The sequence below is a fragment of the Paenibacillus humicola genome (genome assembly GCF_028826105.1).
Taxonomy (GTDB): Bacteria; Bacillota; Bacilli; order Paenibacillales; family Paenibacillaceae; genus Paenibacillus_Z; species Paenibacillus_Z humicola.
Map to the genome: position 1 here is coordinate 2,642,346 of NZ_JAQGPL010000001.1, position 14,598 is coordinate 2,656,943.

The following is a 14,598-nucleotide window of genomic DNA, read 5'->3' on the forward strand; positions in this document are numbered from 1 at the left end:
TATTGTGGCGGATTTGAGAGAAGTTTGGGGTTAGGAGCAACTTTTCTTGGCCGTCATTCGTCAATCCTAAGGCAACGTTAAAAGCGAATTGGGAGATGTTAACATGAAAACGACGTTCAAAGCACTGACTTATTCCGCCGTATTGGCCGGCATCATGACGCTAGCCGCGTGCAGCTCAAACAGCTCAAACGGCAACGCATCGCAGACGAATCCCGTGCCGTCGGTACCTGCAGCTCAGACGTCCAGTCCGGGCGGCTCCACAGCCGGGGGAGCGGGTTCGTCGGAAACGGGAAGCAGTGCCACAGGGACGTCCGTCACCGGAGGAGCAGCCGATTCGTCCAGTCCGGCCGGTTCCACAGCGGGTCAGTCGACCGGATCCGGCAAAACGACAACGACGAACGATGACGATACCGCGCAGCTGAAGGAACTGCTTGCGTCCGCAAAGAAGGGGCGCATTCCGGGTATTCCGTTTGCGGCGCATACGAATTTGATCGAGGATGTCCAGAAGTCATGGGGGAAGGCCGACAATACGGATGCGGCGGGCAAAGGGCTGTACGCCACATACAGCAAGAAGCATGCCGTCATCGGATTTAATAAAGGGGAGCAAATTTTCGACGTACGCTCCAACGATCCGAAGCTGCAGACGCTGACCTTGAAGCAGATCGAGCAAACGCTCGGCAAACCTGCCGATATCACGAAAAACGGGGACGACAGCATCTATATCTATCAAGCGAACAGCGATTACCAGTTGAAATTTATTATTCCGAAATCGACGGGCAAAGTGGACCACATTTCCGTTTACGCGCCCAAAGATTCCATTAATAATATGGCCGGATAAAATAGTTTGGATTCAACTTGAAGGGAGGGATCCAAGGGCTCCGTAGTCCAAGGGTTCCGCGCAAAAAGCCGAATAAGAAACCGCAGGAAAATGCCGCTCAGTGCGGCATTTTTTTGTGGTCAATCGCAGGCGGCGGGGAGCGGTAGAACCGAGCTTAAGAGGAATGGCGGGGCGGCGGCTTATTGGCAGCACCGGCAAAGGGACACGTCAGGCATTGACGCTCGACAAAATGCAAGCTATAATGAATCGAGAAATCAGTTACTTAGTAATTTAGTAAATTCACTAAATCGAATAAAATGAGGGATGAAATTGAACATACCGACAACGTTAAAACATAAACCGGTCATCGTTTCGGAAAATTACGAGCAGGTGGATGGGCGTTATGCCCGGAATACGGACGCCAAGGGGCTCTCCCTTGGGCTGGCCCAGTGGAACGACCGGGGGAAAGTCGATATTTCCGCCAAGGTGTGGCGATATACGGGGGAGAAATGGTCCCGCCAGTCGGAGGAGCTGCCGCTTCATCGCGTGCTGGATTTGTCGATTCTCATTTGCCGCGCTATGGCGCATTTCCGCGACGCTTACCGGTATGAGCATTTGTACGATCCGCAGCAGCCGGTCATCGACCGCATCGGCCTGCAGGGGGACGCCATGACCGTAGCGGTCTGTACGGAAAACGACAAAATCGACGAGGATATGAAGCTGTTCAGCCAGGCACTCAGCTCCGACGACGAGCTGATTGGAGAACGGCTTCGCACGCTGGCCCGCATTTTGAAGGAAATGGGCTATTAAATCCTCGCTTCGGAAAGGAGGACAAAATGGATAAGACGAAACGCAAGGAGCTGCTGGAGGAATTTAAACAGATCAAATCGTACATGGGGGCGATCCGGATCACGAACCGGGCCAGCGGCAAAATCTTCGTCGCCGCCTATCCCAATCTGAAGAACAAATGGCTGACTTTGCAGGCTCAGCTGGACATGGGCCGCTTTGCGAATGCCGCGCTTCAGAAGGATTGGAAGGAGCAGGGCCCCGATGCCTTCGATTTCGAGGTGCTCGAGGAAAAGGAATCGGGCAAGGTAACCGATATGCGCTGGGAACTGAAGCAGATGGAGAAGCGGTGGTTTGAGAAGCTGCAGCCTTTCGGCGACCGGGGGTACAATAAGCCGCCGGCGAATGGATGAAGGACGAAAGGAAGTAAAACGGAATCGAAAAAATGACCCGTCAGGCTTGCGCGCCTGGCGGGTCTTCGTTTTATTCTGTCCGTAAACTTGCCGCTGTTCAGGCCGTTTGCTCCTGCTCCGGTTTCGGCTCCGTTTGCGGCGCCTCGGCCAAATGGACGCGCCGTATGAAAAAGCCCAGGATGAGCGCGATGCAGCCAATAAAGAATGAAACAAGAAACGCATTGTGCAGCCCGGCAACAAGCCCCTCCGCAGGATTCGGATTCGGCGTCGTCGCATTATATTTTTTCGTGCCGGCCGACATAATGCTGATAAACAGCGCCGTGCCGACGGCGCCTGCGACCTGCTGCAGCGTGTTCAGGATCGCCGTTCCGTGCGGGTACAGGTGGCGGGGAAGCTGATTCAGCCCCGTCGTCTGCGCCGGCATCATGACAAGCGAAATGCCCACGAGCAAAATGATATGGAGCGTCACGACGAAGCCCGTGGTCGTATGGACGGAAATGCCGGTGAACAGCCAGATCGACAGCTGCACGAGAATCAGCCCCGGCACGACCAGCACGCGAGGGCCGAACCGGTCGAACAGCTTGCCGGAAACAGGCGCCATGGCACCGTTGATGATACCGCCCGGCATCAGCGTGAGCCCCGCCTTGAACGCGGTCATCATCAGCGCGGTCTGCAGAAACAGCGGAAGCAGGATCATGGTCGAGAACAGCGTCATCATCAGCACGAGCATCAAGACCGTGACGAGCGTGAACATCGGAAATTTAAACGTCCGCAGATCGAGAATCGGATCGCGCACGGTCAACTGACGGACGATGAACAGCACCAGCGCCAAGCCTCCGGCGATGAGCGTCCACACCACTTCGGGCGTGTCCCACGAGCCTTCGCCCGCTTTGCTAAAGCCGTATACGATGCCCCCGAAGCCGATGCTGGACAGCAGGATCGATAAGATATCGACCTTGGGCCGGGTCAGATCGGACACGTTGCGCAGAAACGCACCCGCGAAAATGACGGAGAAGGCTGCGAGCGGTATGACGAGGTAAAACAGCCAGCGCCAGTTCAGCTGGTCGATAATGAGCCCCGCCAGCGTCGGCCCGATGGCCGGCCCGAACATGATGACCAGGCCGATCATTCCCATTGCCGCGCCTCTTTTGTCCGGGGGGAAAATAATCAGGATCGTATTCATCAAAACGGGCAGCATGAGACCCGTCCCCAGCGCTTGAACGATACGTCCGGCGAGCAGCACTTCGAACACGGGCGCCGTTCCGCATATGACGGTTCCGGCCAGGAACAAAATCATGGCTGACAGAAACATTTGCCTTGTCGTAAACCACATTTGAAGCAGCGCGGTGACCGGCACGAGAATACCGATGACGAGCATATAAGCCGTGGACAGCCATTGAATCGTGGCCGGCGTCAGGCCGAATTCGGTTATCAAATCCGGAAACGCGATGTTCAGCAGCGTCTCGTTCAGAATGGCTACAAAAGCGCCGATGACGAGCGCGGCGACGATCGGCCCTTTTTTGATTCCGGTTAAATCGGGTGAAGCGTGAGCCGCTTCATTGGAAACGTTCAAGTCGGGTCCCCTCCAGCGAACTGCTTTTTGCAAATCTTATTTTCCCATATTACCATTTCGGGGTACTCAAGAACAACCGTTCGCTTTCCTTTTACATGAATTTTATTTTTGCTCCTTCCTGGGCGGGCGGACAAAGAATGGAAGACGGGACAAAAATGTCCTATCCCCGTCCGTCAGGGGGCAAAAAAGTCCGGTTGCGGGCAAAAAAGCGATCCGCTATGTTGTTCCTATCCCAATCAAGAAAGGAACCGGAAATGACAGATGAAGAGCGGTTCGCGATCGGCGATCTGATTTATCGCAATCCATTGGCTAGTGAAGACGATGTGCGCGATTTTAGGATGGAGGGGGAGGCCGCGGTCAGCTTTCCACTCGGCCGGATGCGGCTGGAGAACAAGCTCGATCCCGGGCTCGGACAGCAGTCGAATTTCGTCTACTGGTGCCCGATCGATTTCCCCGAAAACATTGCGGTCACGTGGGAGTTCCGGCCGCTGCGGGAGCCGGGCTTGTGCATCCTGTTTTTTGCGGCGAAGGGCAAAGGCGGCGAGGACTTGTTCGACGACCGGCTGACGGCAAGAACCGGGGTTTACGGGCAGTATCATCACGGGGATATCCATGCGTATCACGTCTCGTATTTCCGGCGAAAGGAAACGGAGGAGCGCGGCTTTCATACGTGCAATCTGCGCAAAAGCTACGGTTTTCATCTGGCGGCTCAAGGCGCCGACCCGATTCCGTCCGTAAGCGACGCAGTGCCGCCGTACCGGATGAAGCTGGTGAAATGCGGCCCGGAGATTCTGTTTGCCATTAACGGGCTGACCATTTTTCATTGGATCGACGACGGCAGGCGTTACGGAGAAGTGCTTGGCGGAGGCAAAATCGGCTTTCGCCAAATGGCGCCGCTCATTGCCGAATACGCCGATCTGAACGTCTATGACGTAACCAAAATACGCGATACGGGAGATGATCGTTGATGACAGCGAATCAAACGGTTCGGCTGCGCTGGCTGAACGGCGGCCCTGCCGGGTCCGCCGGCGTTACATGGGGGATCCCGTGGGCCGAAGGGGAGCTGAAGCGAGAGGAACGCGTCGCCCTGCTTGCGTCAAACGGGCAGCGCGTTCCCGTGCAGAGCTGGCCGGCGGCCTACTGGCCGGACGGCAGCGTGAAATGGAGCGCTCATTCGGCGTCGTTCGCCGGCGGGGCGAACGATTCCTACGTCCTCGTCAAAGGCGAACCGGAGCCTGCCGATGCGCCGCTTCAGGCGAAAGACGCGGGCGATTATATCGAAGTGGACACCGGAGGCATCGTCTGCAGGGTGAACAAGACGGGATCGTCCGCCATCCGCTCGATTAACCGCGGCGGAACGCCGCTCTGCGCGGACGGAAAGCTGGTTTGCCTTCTTGAGCAGCGGCATCGGACCTCCGGAAGCACGGTTTACCGGGAAGAGACGTTTCACGGCGAGATTACGGGAGCGGTTCTGGAACAGAGCGGACCGGTTCGCGGCGTGATCAAAATCGAAGGCAGGCACCAAGCGGTTTCCGGCGCGAGAAAATGGCTGCCGTTCGTGCTCAGGCTCTATTTTTACGCCGGGCAGATCGGCATCAAAGCCGTCCATACGTTTCTGTATGACGGCAACGAACAGCAAGACCATATAAAAGGGCTCGGGATGACGTTCGCCGTCCCGATGAGCGGGCCGCTCTACAACCGGCATGTCCGCTTTGCCGGAGATACCGGCTTTTTCGCCGAATCGCCGAAGCTGCTCGCGACGCTCCGCACCCGCGGGAAATACGAGGACTTGTACAGGCGGCAGACGGCCGGGGAACCGGTAAGCTTCGATCCGCAGGAGGACGACCGGTTTCTCGAGCTGCTGGACGATTCCGCGGTCTGGGACGAGTTCAAGCTCGTGCAGGCATCGTCCGACCATTTCCGCATTTCGAAACGGACGAAGGCGGAATGCGCCTGGATTAAGGCAGGCGAAGGCCGAAGATCCGGAGGGCTCGTCTATGCCGGGGGCGAAAGCGGGGGACTGGCGGTCGGCATCCGCAATTTTTGGCAGAAGCATCCTTCCGCCATGGAAGCCGTAGGGCTGTCGAAGGACGAAGCCGTCCTGACCGCATGGTTCTGGTCGCCGGACGCCGGTGCGATGGATTTGCGCCATTACGATACGGAAACTCATGTCGCATCCTCCTACGAAGGCTTCGAAGAGATGCGCGCCACGCCTTACGGCATCGCGAATACGAACGAGCTGACGATCTGGTGCCTGGACCGGACGCCCGGGCAGGAAACGCTGCGCGCGATGGCGACGGAAGCCGAGGCTCCGAGCCTGCTTGTCTGCGAGCCGGAGCATTACCATCGGACCGGAGCCTTCGGCGTTTGGAGCCTTCCGGACCGCAGCCGGCCGGAGCGGGCGTTTTTGGAGGAGCGGCTTGACGCCGTCATTCGATTTTACAAGGATGAAATCGAGCAGCGGCGATGGTACGGCTTTTGGGATTACGGCGACGTGATGCACAGCTACGACCCGGTGCGGCACGTCTGGCGGTACGATATCGGCGGCTGCGCCTGGCAGAATACGGAGCTGGCGCCGAATATGTGGCTTTGGTACATGTTTCTGCGCAGCGGCAGAGAGGACATTTTCAGGCTGGCGGAGGCGATGACCCGCCATACGAGCGAAGTCGATGTGTATCACTTCGGGCCTTACGCGGGTCTCGGGTCGCGCCACAATGTCGTGCACTGGGGCTGCGGCTGCAAGGAAGCCCGCATCGGCATGGCGGGGCTGCACCGGTTTTATTATTATTTGACGGCGGACGAGCGGATCGGCGATATTATGGACGAGGTGAAGGATTCGGATTTTTCGACGGTGGGCCTCGATCCGATGCGCTCCTACTTTCCGAAGGACGAATTTCCGACCCATACCCGGGTCGGCCCGGACTGGGCGGCGTTCAGCTCGAACTGGATGACGCGCTGGGAGCGGTATGAGGATACGGCGTACCGGGATAAGCTGCTGGTCGGCATCGCTTGCATCAAAAGCATGCCGTTCCGGCTGCTCACCGGTCCGGTGTACGGGTACGATCCAAAATCGGGCGAATTGTTCCATTTCGGCGACGACAACTGGGGACGGCATCTCGCTATTTGCATGGGCGGGCCGCAGGTGTGGTTCGAGCTGGCGCGGCTGCTGAAGGACCCGGAATGGGAGGCGATGATGGCGGAATTCGGCGAATTCTATTTACTCCCGAAAGAGGAAAAGGAGCGGCGGACCGGCGGCGCCATCCGCCGCGGCAGCTTCGACCACCCGGTGCTGTGCGCGTCGATCGTGGCGTACGCTGCCCATAAACATAACGACAAAGCGCTTGCGAGGCAGGTATGGGACATTTTGCTGCAGGACCGTTTCGGACTTGAGGACCCCGGGGACGCGCAAGCGGTGGCACAGGATTATTTGAGACCGCTGAACGAAGTGCCGTGGATCAGCACCAATACCGCCTCGCAATGGTCGCTGAACGTGATCCTCGGGCTTGAGCTGATCGGAGAGGCTTTGGTTGAACGGGCGGAAGCGGTTAAATCATGAGCGAAGCGCCTTATCGGGTATTGCCCGGTAAGGCGTTTTTTTACGGATTCGGGAGAGTTGCAATTAAAATATATTGAATATATATATTTAAAAAGCCGCCGATTCCTCTCTAACAGCCAAAACGATGTACTGCCTTCAGGAAGCACACGTATCGGAGGCATATAACTTAAATTTTTATAAATTTTAAGAAAGTCGTTCCCCATGCATTTCTTTATTGTACATATTCTATATATATGATATATTCAGGGCGATTGCGGCATGCAGGAGAATCAAGGGGAAGCTATGGAAGGCAGCGGAGGATGCCGATGCCGCAAATGCCAGGCGTCGTTTGCTTCGAACTCACTTTTCAAAATCGGGAGGTTGTCGCATGTCTGCTGAGCTGTATCAGGGGCCGCTGGCTGTTTCCGAGCCCGGTGAATTTACGGAGCTTGACCGCTTTATGTTTGAATCGTGGGGATATCTGGTGATCCCGAACGTCCTGTCCGCCGATCAGGTGCAGCAATGTCTGGAGGCGTCCGTCCGCCTTCACGAGAAGGCGGGCACGACGGGGTGGGCGCAGGTTGGACGGGGGTTCGAAACGGAGGCGGCGCTGGAGGAATTGATCGATCATCCGGCCGTGCTGCCGAAGGTCAGGGCCTTATATGGCGACCGCTTCATTTTGCAGTCCGCCTGGTGCACGAAGCAGCCGGCGTTCGGGGGCCACGGCGGCTGGCATCAGGACGGCTCGGGCGCGTACGATTTCAAGCGGCTCGGCTACCCGATTCCGCTGCTCCAGCTGCGCGCGTCGTACCTGCTAACCGATCAGTCCCGCCCGCGGATGGGCAACATGGAAATGATCCCGGGCAGCCACCGGGCGCAGGTGCCGCTGCCGCCGGACATTCGCGCGGCAAAAGGCGATCTGCCGATCGGGCACGTCATCTGCGCGCCGGCCGGCTCCGTGCTGCTGTTTCACAATGCCGTCTGGCACCGCACGTACGCGCACGACGGCGATTACGACCGGTACACCGCCCACTATATTTACAGTCCGCCGTGGGTCCGGTTCTCCGACCGGTTTCATAACGATAAGGATTATTTGCAGCGCACGACGCCCGTACGCCGCTATCTGGCGGGCGAATTCGAGCGGCCCGACGCGCCGTTCGGGGCCGGGTATCCGGCGACGGTTTTCGGGGACGAATAACAGGGACATAAACATCTTACAAACAGCATAGCCGGGAAGAAAAACAGGTCAAGTAAAAGCGTAGTAACGCTTTTATTTGGCCTGTTTGGCGTTTTATCCCGTTCAAGGCTTCTGCCGCTGTCCAAAATTAACCCGAATGAATCTTGTCTACACCACGTAATCTTAAAATAAAACGCGGCAGCGGACGAGGTCTATTCATTCATGCATAGCGGACGATCTCAAACGAAAGGGGAGTGGTATGGCCGGCAAAGGCAATGAATCCAACAACGAAACCGGGAGGTTCGAGCATCGATGAAGAAAGGATTTTTAACGGTATTGGCGGCCGCTCTTATCGTTTCCGTAAGCGCTTGCAGCGGAAATGGAGGCGATGAGCAGGCAAAGGGCCCGGACCGGGAATCCCCCGGCACGGAAGCTTCCGGCTCCGGGAAGACGGGAGAAGACGCGCCGGGACAAACGATCGACCCGTTCGGCAAATACGACCAGCTGGTGACGATGAGCACCGGGCAATGCATCGACCCGACGGCCCAGGATACGCTGGGGCCGGGGGAGACGCCGTCGGATAACGTATACACAAGAGCGATCGAGCAGGAGATGAATATTAAAACGACCAGTTACTGGACCGTCGCCTGCACCAATCTGGACCAAAAGGTGAGCCTCGCCATCGCCAGCAACGATTTGCCCGACGCGATGAAGGTCAACAAGGTTCAGCTCAGAGAAATGGTGGAATCCGGCCAGCTGGAAGAGATGACGGAGGCCGTGAAATACGCGTCCCCGTTTATTCAGGAGGCTTGGAAAACGACCAACGGCGAGGCGATGGCCTCGGCCACCTTCGACGGCAAGCTGATGGCCATTCCGGGCGTCGGCAGCTCGGACGGCGCCCTTCACAACCTGTGGATTCGCAAGGATTGGCTCGACAAGCTGGGTCTTGAGCTGCCGAAGACGCTGGACGACCTGGAGAAAGTGGCCAAAGCCTTTGTAGAACAGGATCCGGACGGCAACGGAAAAGCGGATACGATCGGCATCATGGGCACGGACGCGAACGATCCCCTGTATCCGACTTTTCTGGAAGGAACGGAAAAAGGGCTCGGCAGCATTTTCTACGCCAAAAACGCTTATCCGGGTTATTGGGTGAAGGGCTCGGACGGGAGCGCCGTCTACGGCTCGATTCAGCCGGAAACGAAGGAGGCGCTTTCGGTGCTGCGCAAATGGTATGCGGAAGGACTGATCGATCCTCAGGTGGGCGTGCGCAAGGACGACAACGAACCGATCGTTGCCGGGAAAGCGGGCATTTTCTTTCAAGCGCTGTGGGCCGCTTATACACCGCTGACGGATGCCTGGAAGAACGACCCGAAGGCCAACTGGCAGTCCTACGCGCTGCCTCTCGATGCCAACGGCAAATGGAATCAGACCGTCAACGCGCCGACCGTGGAATGGCTGGTCGCCAAGAAGGGCTTTAAACACCCGGAAGCTGTCATGAAGCTGGCGAATTACCGCATGGCCAAAGGCGATCATTTCGAGGAGGACTTAGGCGTCGAGGGATCGAATATGCCGCTCCGGACCTCCTTCGACCGGCGGGATCAAATGACGGCAATCGCGAAGCTGATCAAAGGCGTATTCGAGGAAGGCCAGCCGAAGGAAACGCTCGACGTCGATTTCGAGCCGGCTTTATATCCCGACGATTATAACAAATATGTGCAGGTCAAGAAGAAGCCTTACGATAACTACGATATTCAAAATTGGAATCTTGAGGATATGGCAGGTTTCACTCGAATGTATGTACGGGTGGTCGGCAGCAGACCGCTTATGGATCCGAATCGGAACGACGTCGAAAGCCTGATCTGGGAGCAGACGCCGACGATGACGAAGCGCTGGGCGAATTTGATGAAGCTGGAATCCGAGACGTTCTATAAAATCATCTTGGGCTCCGCTCCGCTCGATTCGTTCGATCAATTCGTCGAAAGCTGGAAAAGACAGGGCGGCGATCAGATTACGAAGGAAGTACAGGACTTCCTGAAGCAGTGACGAGCCGAATGGACATAACGGGGCGCCGGATGAAGGGGCGCCTCTTTATGTGAACGGGGAAAGGAAGGAGGAACGCGATGAAATCGAAAGGTTTTGTCAAGCATTACGTGCTGATGCTTCTGCCGGGCTACGCGTGGGTGATCGTCTTTTGCGTCATCCCGATGTTCGGGATCGCCATCGCCTTTCAGGACTTTAACCCGGTGAGGGGCATTCTGGGCTCCAAATGGTCGGGTCTCGATACCTTCGAATATATGTTCCAGCTGGACGACACGAAGACTATTTTCGTGAACACCTTGTTTATCGCCTGCATGAAAATCGTCGGGAATCTGATCGTTCCGTTAACGTTTGCGCTGATGCTGAACGAGCTGCGCATCACGATCCTGAAACGGTCGATTCAGACGATCGTCTACTTGCCCCACTTTTTGTCCTGGGTCATTTTGGGGGGCATCGTGCTCGATCTCTTTTCCTACACGGGACCGGTCAACCAGCTGCTGGCCTTATTCGGAGCGGAACCGGCGGTCTTTTTTGCCAAAGCGCCGCTGTTCCCGTACCTTGTCGTCGGAAGCGACATTTGGAAGGACTTCGGGTTCAATACGATCATCTATCTCGCGGCTATGACGGGAATCAACCCCGCCCTGTACGAGGCGCACGCCATCGACGGAGGCGGCCGGATAAAAGCCCTTTGGCATATCACTCTGCCCGGGATCCGGACGACCGTGGCGCTGCTGGCCGTGCTCAGTCTCGGCAATGTGCTCAATGCCGGATTCGATCAAATCTTTAACCTGTATAATCCGCTGGTCTACTCGACGGGCGATATCATCGACACCTGGGTGTACCGGGCGGGCCTCCTCGATCTGCAGTACGAACTGGCGACGGCCGTCGGCCTGCTCAAATCCGTTATCGGGCTGATTCTGATTTCGATTTCTTACGTACTGGCTTATCGTTTTACGAACTACCGCATTTTCTAGAGATGGGAAGTGAGACGATGGTTAAAGACATGACGATCGGCTCCAGGCTGTTCAATATCGTATTGATCGTCATTTTGCTGGGCATTACGCTCACCTGCATTCTGCCGATCTGGTACACGCTGGCGCTGTCGCTCAGCTCCAAAGCGGCGGCGGCCGGCGGCCTGGTCTGGCTGTGGCCGGTCGGATTCAATCTGAACTCGTACCGCGAGCTGTTAAGCGACACGCAATTTTTCCATTCGTTCTGGATCTCCGTCCAGCGCGTGGCGATAGGGCTGGTGCTGAACTTTTTCGTCGTCGCGCTGATGGCTTACCCGTTATCGAGGAGTACGAGAGAATTCCCGCAGCGCAACGCGCTCATGTGGATCCTCGTGTTTACGATGCTGTTCAACGGGGGACTGATTCCCTTGTATTTGACGGTCAAGGCGCTGGGCATGATCAACAGCATCTGGGCGCTCGTATTGGTTGCGGGCGCGACGCACGGACTGGTGTTCAACGTGATCCTGACCGTCAATTTCTTCCGCAATTTGCCGAAGGAGCTGGAAGAGGCGGCGCTCGTCGACGGAGCGGGGCCGTGGATCATGCTGACCCGCGTGTTCATCCCGCTCTCCGTCCCGGTGCTGGCCACGGTTTCGTTGTTCAACATCGTCATGCACTGGAACGAATTTTTGTACGGGCTGATCTTCATGACCCGCGAGGAATTTTATCCGCTTCAAACGTACATTCAGCAGCTGGTCGTCGTCTTCAATCCGAACATTCTCGACGAAGAACAGATGAAAATGATGGCCTCGCTCTCGAACCGGACGCTGAATGCGGCCAAGGTGTTCATCGCGATGATCCCCATTTTGGCCGTGTATCCGTTTCTTCAGCGGTATTTTATTCACGGGATCACGCTCGGGTCCGTGAAGGAATGAAGGCGGCGCATCTCCGCTGAAGCAGCGACGTATCGACAGGCGAACCGCACCTTGCGCTGAAAATGAAATTGCAGCCCGGCGAACAGGCCGGATGCGTGCGGCTCCTGCAGTCGGACCGGAATGCGGTCTTCTCGGAGCAGGACGCCGAGCTGACAATAGCCGTATCGAAACTGGAAGTTCGGGAGTTTATTCGAATTGAATTGGAGGAAAACCGCTCATGAGCATGAAACACCCTCAAGTGCCGTACGGCGCCGTTTATTTTCGGAAATCGAATCCGCCCCGGAAGGATTGGGAGCGGGATTACGCCCAAGCGAGCCGGGACGGCATGAACCTGTTCCGCCATTGGTTCATGTGGAGCGCCATCGAAATCGCCCCCGGCCGGTACGATTGGGAGGAATACGATGCGCAGCTGGAGCTGGCGGCCAAATACGGCATTCGAACGATTATTGCGGAGATGACCACCTTCACGCCGGAATGGCTGAACCGCAAATACCGTCATTTGCTGCTGCAGCAAGCGGACGGGAAGACCGCCGTAAGCCGGATGCAGGTAAGCTCCGCCATCGGAGGCCATACCGGGGGGCTTTGTCTCGACCACGACGAATCGAAGCGGCTCACGGGCGAATTTTTGCGCGAGCTTGTGCTTCGATATACGGATCATCCCGGCATGTTCGGATACGACGTGTGGAACGAATGCAATTACGGTCACCAGGTTTGTTATTGTCCGGCTACGCAGAACAAATTCCGCGAGTGGCTGAGAGAAAAGTACGGCTCGCTGGAAGCGCTCGGCAAAGCATGGAGACGTTACAGCTTTGCGGAATGGGAGGACGTGCAGGCGCCCGTATTCAAGGAAGCGTATCCCGAGTGCATCGACTGGCTGGAATTCCGCAAGCACAATTTTCACGCTCAAATGCAGTGGAAGGTAGAGCTTATCCGAAGCTTGGACAGCCGCAATTCGGTTACGGCGCACGGCATCGCCGCAAGCCTGCAAAATATGGCGGCCGGAGGATCCGACGACTGGCTTGCCGCGTCGAAGGTGTCGAGCTACGGGCTCACCTGGGTGACCGCGCGCAAAGGGAGCGAGCCGTGGAAGCAGTCGCAGGCGATCGATCTCGTACGGGCAGGCTCGCGGGGAAAACCGTTCTGGCATGCGGAAATGCAGGGCGGACCGCTCTGGCTGCAGCCGCAGGTCGTCGGCAGAGAGAAGGAGGACGGCCGAGTGGCGACCGCCGCCGACGTCAGGCTTTGGAACATGACGTCCCTGGCCGGAGGAGCCCGCGGAATCATGTATCTGCGGTGGCGTTCGCTGCTGGACGGGCCGCTGTTCGGCGCCTTCGGCCTTTACGACACCGACGGTCTCCAGAATCCCCGTTCGGAAGCCGCAAGCGAGATCGCCAAATGGGCGAACGGCGAAGCCCAGCGCGATCTGTTCCTTTCTTCGCCGGTGAAAGGGGACATCGGCATCGTCGTGGTTCCGGAAACCCAGGTGTTTAATCATCTGCTGGAGCAGGCCGGGGAAGGCGAATTTTATACGAAATGCATGTGGGGTACTTACCAGGGCTTCTTCGATAATCATATCCAGGCGGACTATGTGCTGATCGATCATATCGACGAGTACTGCGTGCTGTATCTGCCGTATCCGATCAAACTGTCTGCGGAAAATGCCGGCCGAATCGCCGGCTGGGTGGAAAAGGGCGGGATCCTGATTTCCGAAGGGTGCCCCGCTTATTTCGGCGATGCGGGACGGGTCGGCGTCGTGCAGCCGAATCATGGGTGGGACCGCTTATTCGGCGCTCTTCAGCATGAAGTGGAATTTATGCCCGATATCGCGCAGCATATTTCATTCGATCTGGACGGGGCAAAGGTGCCCGGCGGATTGTTCCTGCAATCCTATGCGCCCACAACGGGTACGGTAAGAGGGACTTATGCGGACGGAAGAGTCGCCGCCGTCCAGCATTCGTTCGGGAAAGGCAAAGCCATGCTGGTCGGAACGTTTCCGTCTGAAGGCTATTTCCGGACAAAGGACGAAAACGGGATGGAATATTTCCGCCGCGTTTTTGCCTGGAGCGGCGGAAACCAGTCGGTCAAGGTGAACGGCCCGCATTTGCGCGTCAGGCTGCAGGATGGGGCCGGCGGGAAATTCGCGTGGATTCTGAACCCGCATCGCGAATCGGCGGAGGCCGAAATCGAGATATCGCCGCAATTCGCAAAAATTGCCTCGTGCAAAGTATTATGGGGCGATCCGAATACGGCTGTTCGTGACAACCTCTTCTCCATCCGGGTTCCGGCAAAAGATGCAATCGTTTTGCAGTTGATGTAGGTCTGCGATGACATAGGACCAGACGCTCCGCTCATACGATACCAATAAGAGATGATAT

General features: G+C 57.0%; 11 protein-coding genes. 10 read left to right on the top strand and 1 reads right to left on the bottom strand.

Annotated features, from left to right (window positions below; genetic code table 11):
* Nucleotides 1-103 precede the first annotated feature (103 nt).
* The 3 genes from PD282_RS12255 to PD282_RS12265 all read left to right on the top strand — a co-directional run bounded on the left by PD282_RS12255 (nucleotide 104) and on the right by PD282_RS12265 (nucleotide 2,016).
* A complete protein-coding gene (locus PD282_RS12255) occupies nucleotides 104-838 on the top strand; it encodes a YjgB family protein (RefSeq protein WP_274650957.1) in 735 nt (244 codons plus the stop codon).
* Nucleotides 839-1,147: 309 nt separating this feature from the next.
* Nucleotides 1,148-1,627, top strand: a complete 480-nt coding sequence (locus PD282_RS12260) for a DUF6530 family protein (RefSeq protein WP_274650958.1) — start codon at nucleotides 1,148-1,150, stop codon at nucleotides 1,625-1,627.
* Between the two features lie 26 nt (nucleotides 1,628-1,653).
* The gene (locus PD282_RS12265) at nucleotides 1,654-2,016 is read left to right on the top strand and encodes a GIY-YIG nuclease family protein (RefSeq protein ID WP_274650959.1); all 363 of its coding nucleotides are present in this window, start codon (nucleotides 1,654-1,656) and stop codon (nucleotides 2,014-2,016) included.
* A gap of 97 nt (nucleotides 2,017-2,113) precedes the next feature.
* On the opposite strand, the gene PD282_RS12270 is transcribed toward PD282_RS12265, so the two are convergent.
* Nucleotides 2,114-3,541 carry a DHA2 family efflux MFS transporter permease subunit gene (locus PD282_RS12270; protein WP_420832356.1) on the bottom strand — a complete coding sequence of 476 codons (1,428 nt, stop codon included), beginning with the start codon at nucleotides 3,539-3,541 and terminating at the stop codon, nucleotides 2,114-2,116.
* A 302-nt stretch (nucleotides 3,542-3,843) separates the two neighbouring features.
* On the opposite strand from PD282_RS12270, the gene PD282_RS12275 reads away from it, so the two are divergent.
* The 7 genes from PD282_RS12275 to PD282_RS12305 all read left to right on the top strand — a co-directional run bounded on the left by PD282_RS12275 (nucleotide 3,844) and on the right by PD282_RS12305 (nucleotide 14,540).
* Nucleotides 3,844-4,557: a DUF1961 family protein gene (locus tag PD282_RS12275; RefSeq protein ID WP_274650961.1), complete on the top strand. Its 714-nt coding sequence runs from the start codon at nucleotides 3,844-3,846 to the stop codon at nucleotides 4,555-4,557.
* A complete protein-coding gene (locus tag PD282_RS12280) occupies nucleotides 4,557-7,145 on the top strand; it encodes an exo-rhamnogalacturonan lyase family protein (protein WP_274650962.1) in 2,589 nt (862 codons plus the stop codon). The genes PD282_RS12275 and PD282_RS12280 overlap by 1 nt, the downstream gene beginning before the upstream one ends.
* Before the next feature lie 367 nt (nucleotides 7,146-7,512).
* Nucleotides 7,513-8,322: a phytanoyl-CoA dioxygenase family protein gene (locus tag PD282_RS12285; protein ID WP_274650963.1), complete on the top strand. Its 810-nt coding sequence runs from the start codon at nucleotides 7,513-7,515 to the stop codon at nucleotides 8,320-8,322.
* Nucleotides 8,323-8,613: 291 nt separating this feature from the next.
* Entirely contained in the window at nucleotides 8,614-10,344 is a 1,731-nt protein-coding gene (locus PD282_RS12290; protein ID WP_274650964.1) for an extracellular solute-binding protein, read from the top strand.
* A gap of 77 nt (nucleotides 10,345-10,421) precedes the next feature.
* Nucleotides 10,422-11,312 carry an ABC transporter permease gene (locus PD282_RS12295; RefSeq protein WP_274650965.1) on the top strand — a complete coding sequence of 297 codons (891 nt, stop codon included), beginning with the start codon at nucleotides 10,422-10,424 and terminating at the stop codon, nucleotides 11,310-11,312.
* Nucleotides 11,313-11,329: 17 nt separating this feature from the next.
* A complete protein-coding gene (locus PD282_RS12300) occupies nucleotides 11,330-12,223 on the top strand; it encodes a carbohydrate ABC transporter permease (protein ID WP_274650966.1) in 894 nt (297 codons plus the stop codon).
* A 217-nt stretch (nucleotides 12,224-12,440) separates the two neighbouring features.
* Entirely contained in the window at nucleotides 12,441-14,540 is a 2,100-nt protein-coding gene (locus PD282_RS12305) for a beta-galactosidase (protein ID WP_274650967.1), read from the top strand.
* Nucleotides 14,541-14,598 lie beyond the last annotated feature (58 nt).

Coding starts and splice junctions, on each gene's coding strand:
- PD282_RS12255 (WP_274650957.1), top strand. CDS start 104: ATGAAAACGACGTTCAAAGCACTGACTTATTCCGCCGTATTGGCCGGC.
- PD282_RS12280 (WP_274650962.1), top strand. CDS start 4,557: ATGACAGCGAATCAAACGGTTCGGCTGCGCTGGCTGAACGGCGGCCCT.
- PD282_RS12300 (WP_274650966.1), top strand. CDS start 11,330: ATGGTTAAAGACATGACGATCGGCTCCAGGCTGTTCAATATCGTATTG.
- PD282_RS12265 (WP_274650959.1), top strand. CDS start 1,654: ATGGATAAGACGAAACGCAAGGAGCTGCTGGAGGAATTTAAACAGATC.
- PD282_RS12290 (WP_274650964.1), top strand. CDS start 8,614: ATGAAGAAAGGATTTTTAACGGTATTGGCGGCCGCTCTTATCGTTTCC.
- PD282_RS12295 (WP_274650965.1), top strand. CDS start 10,422: ATGAAATCGAAAGGTTTTGTCAAGCATTACGTGCTGATGCTTCTGCCG.
- PD282_RS12285 (WP_274650963.1), top strand. CDS start 7,513: ATGTCTGCTGAGCTGTATCAGGGGCCGCTGGCTGTTTCCGAGCCCGGT.
- PD282_RS12275 (WP_274650961.1), top strand. CDS start 3,844: ATGACAGATGAAGAGCGGTTCGCGATCGGCGATCTGATTTATCGCAAT.
- PD282_RS12305 (WP_274650967.1), top strand. CDS start 12,441: ATGAGCATGAAACACCCTCAAGTGCCGTACGGCGCCGTTTATTTTCGG.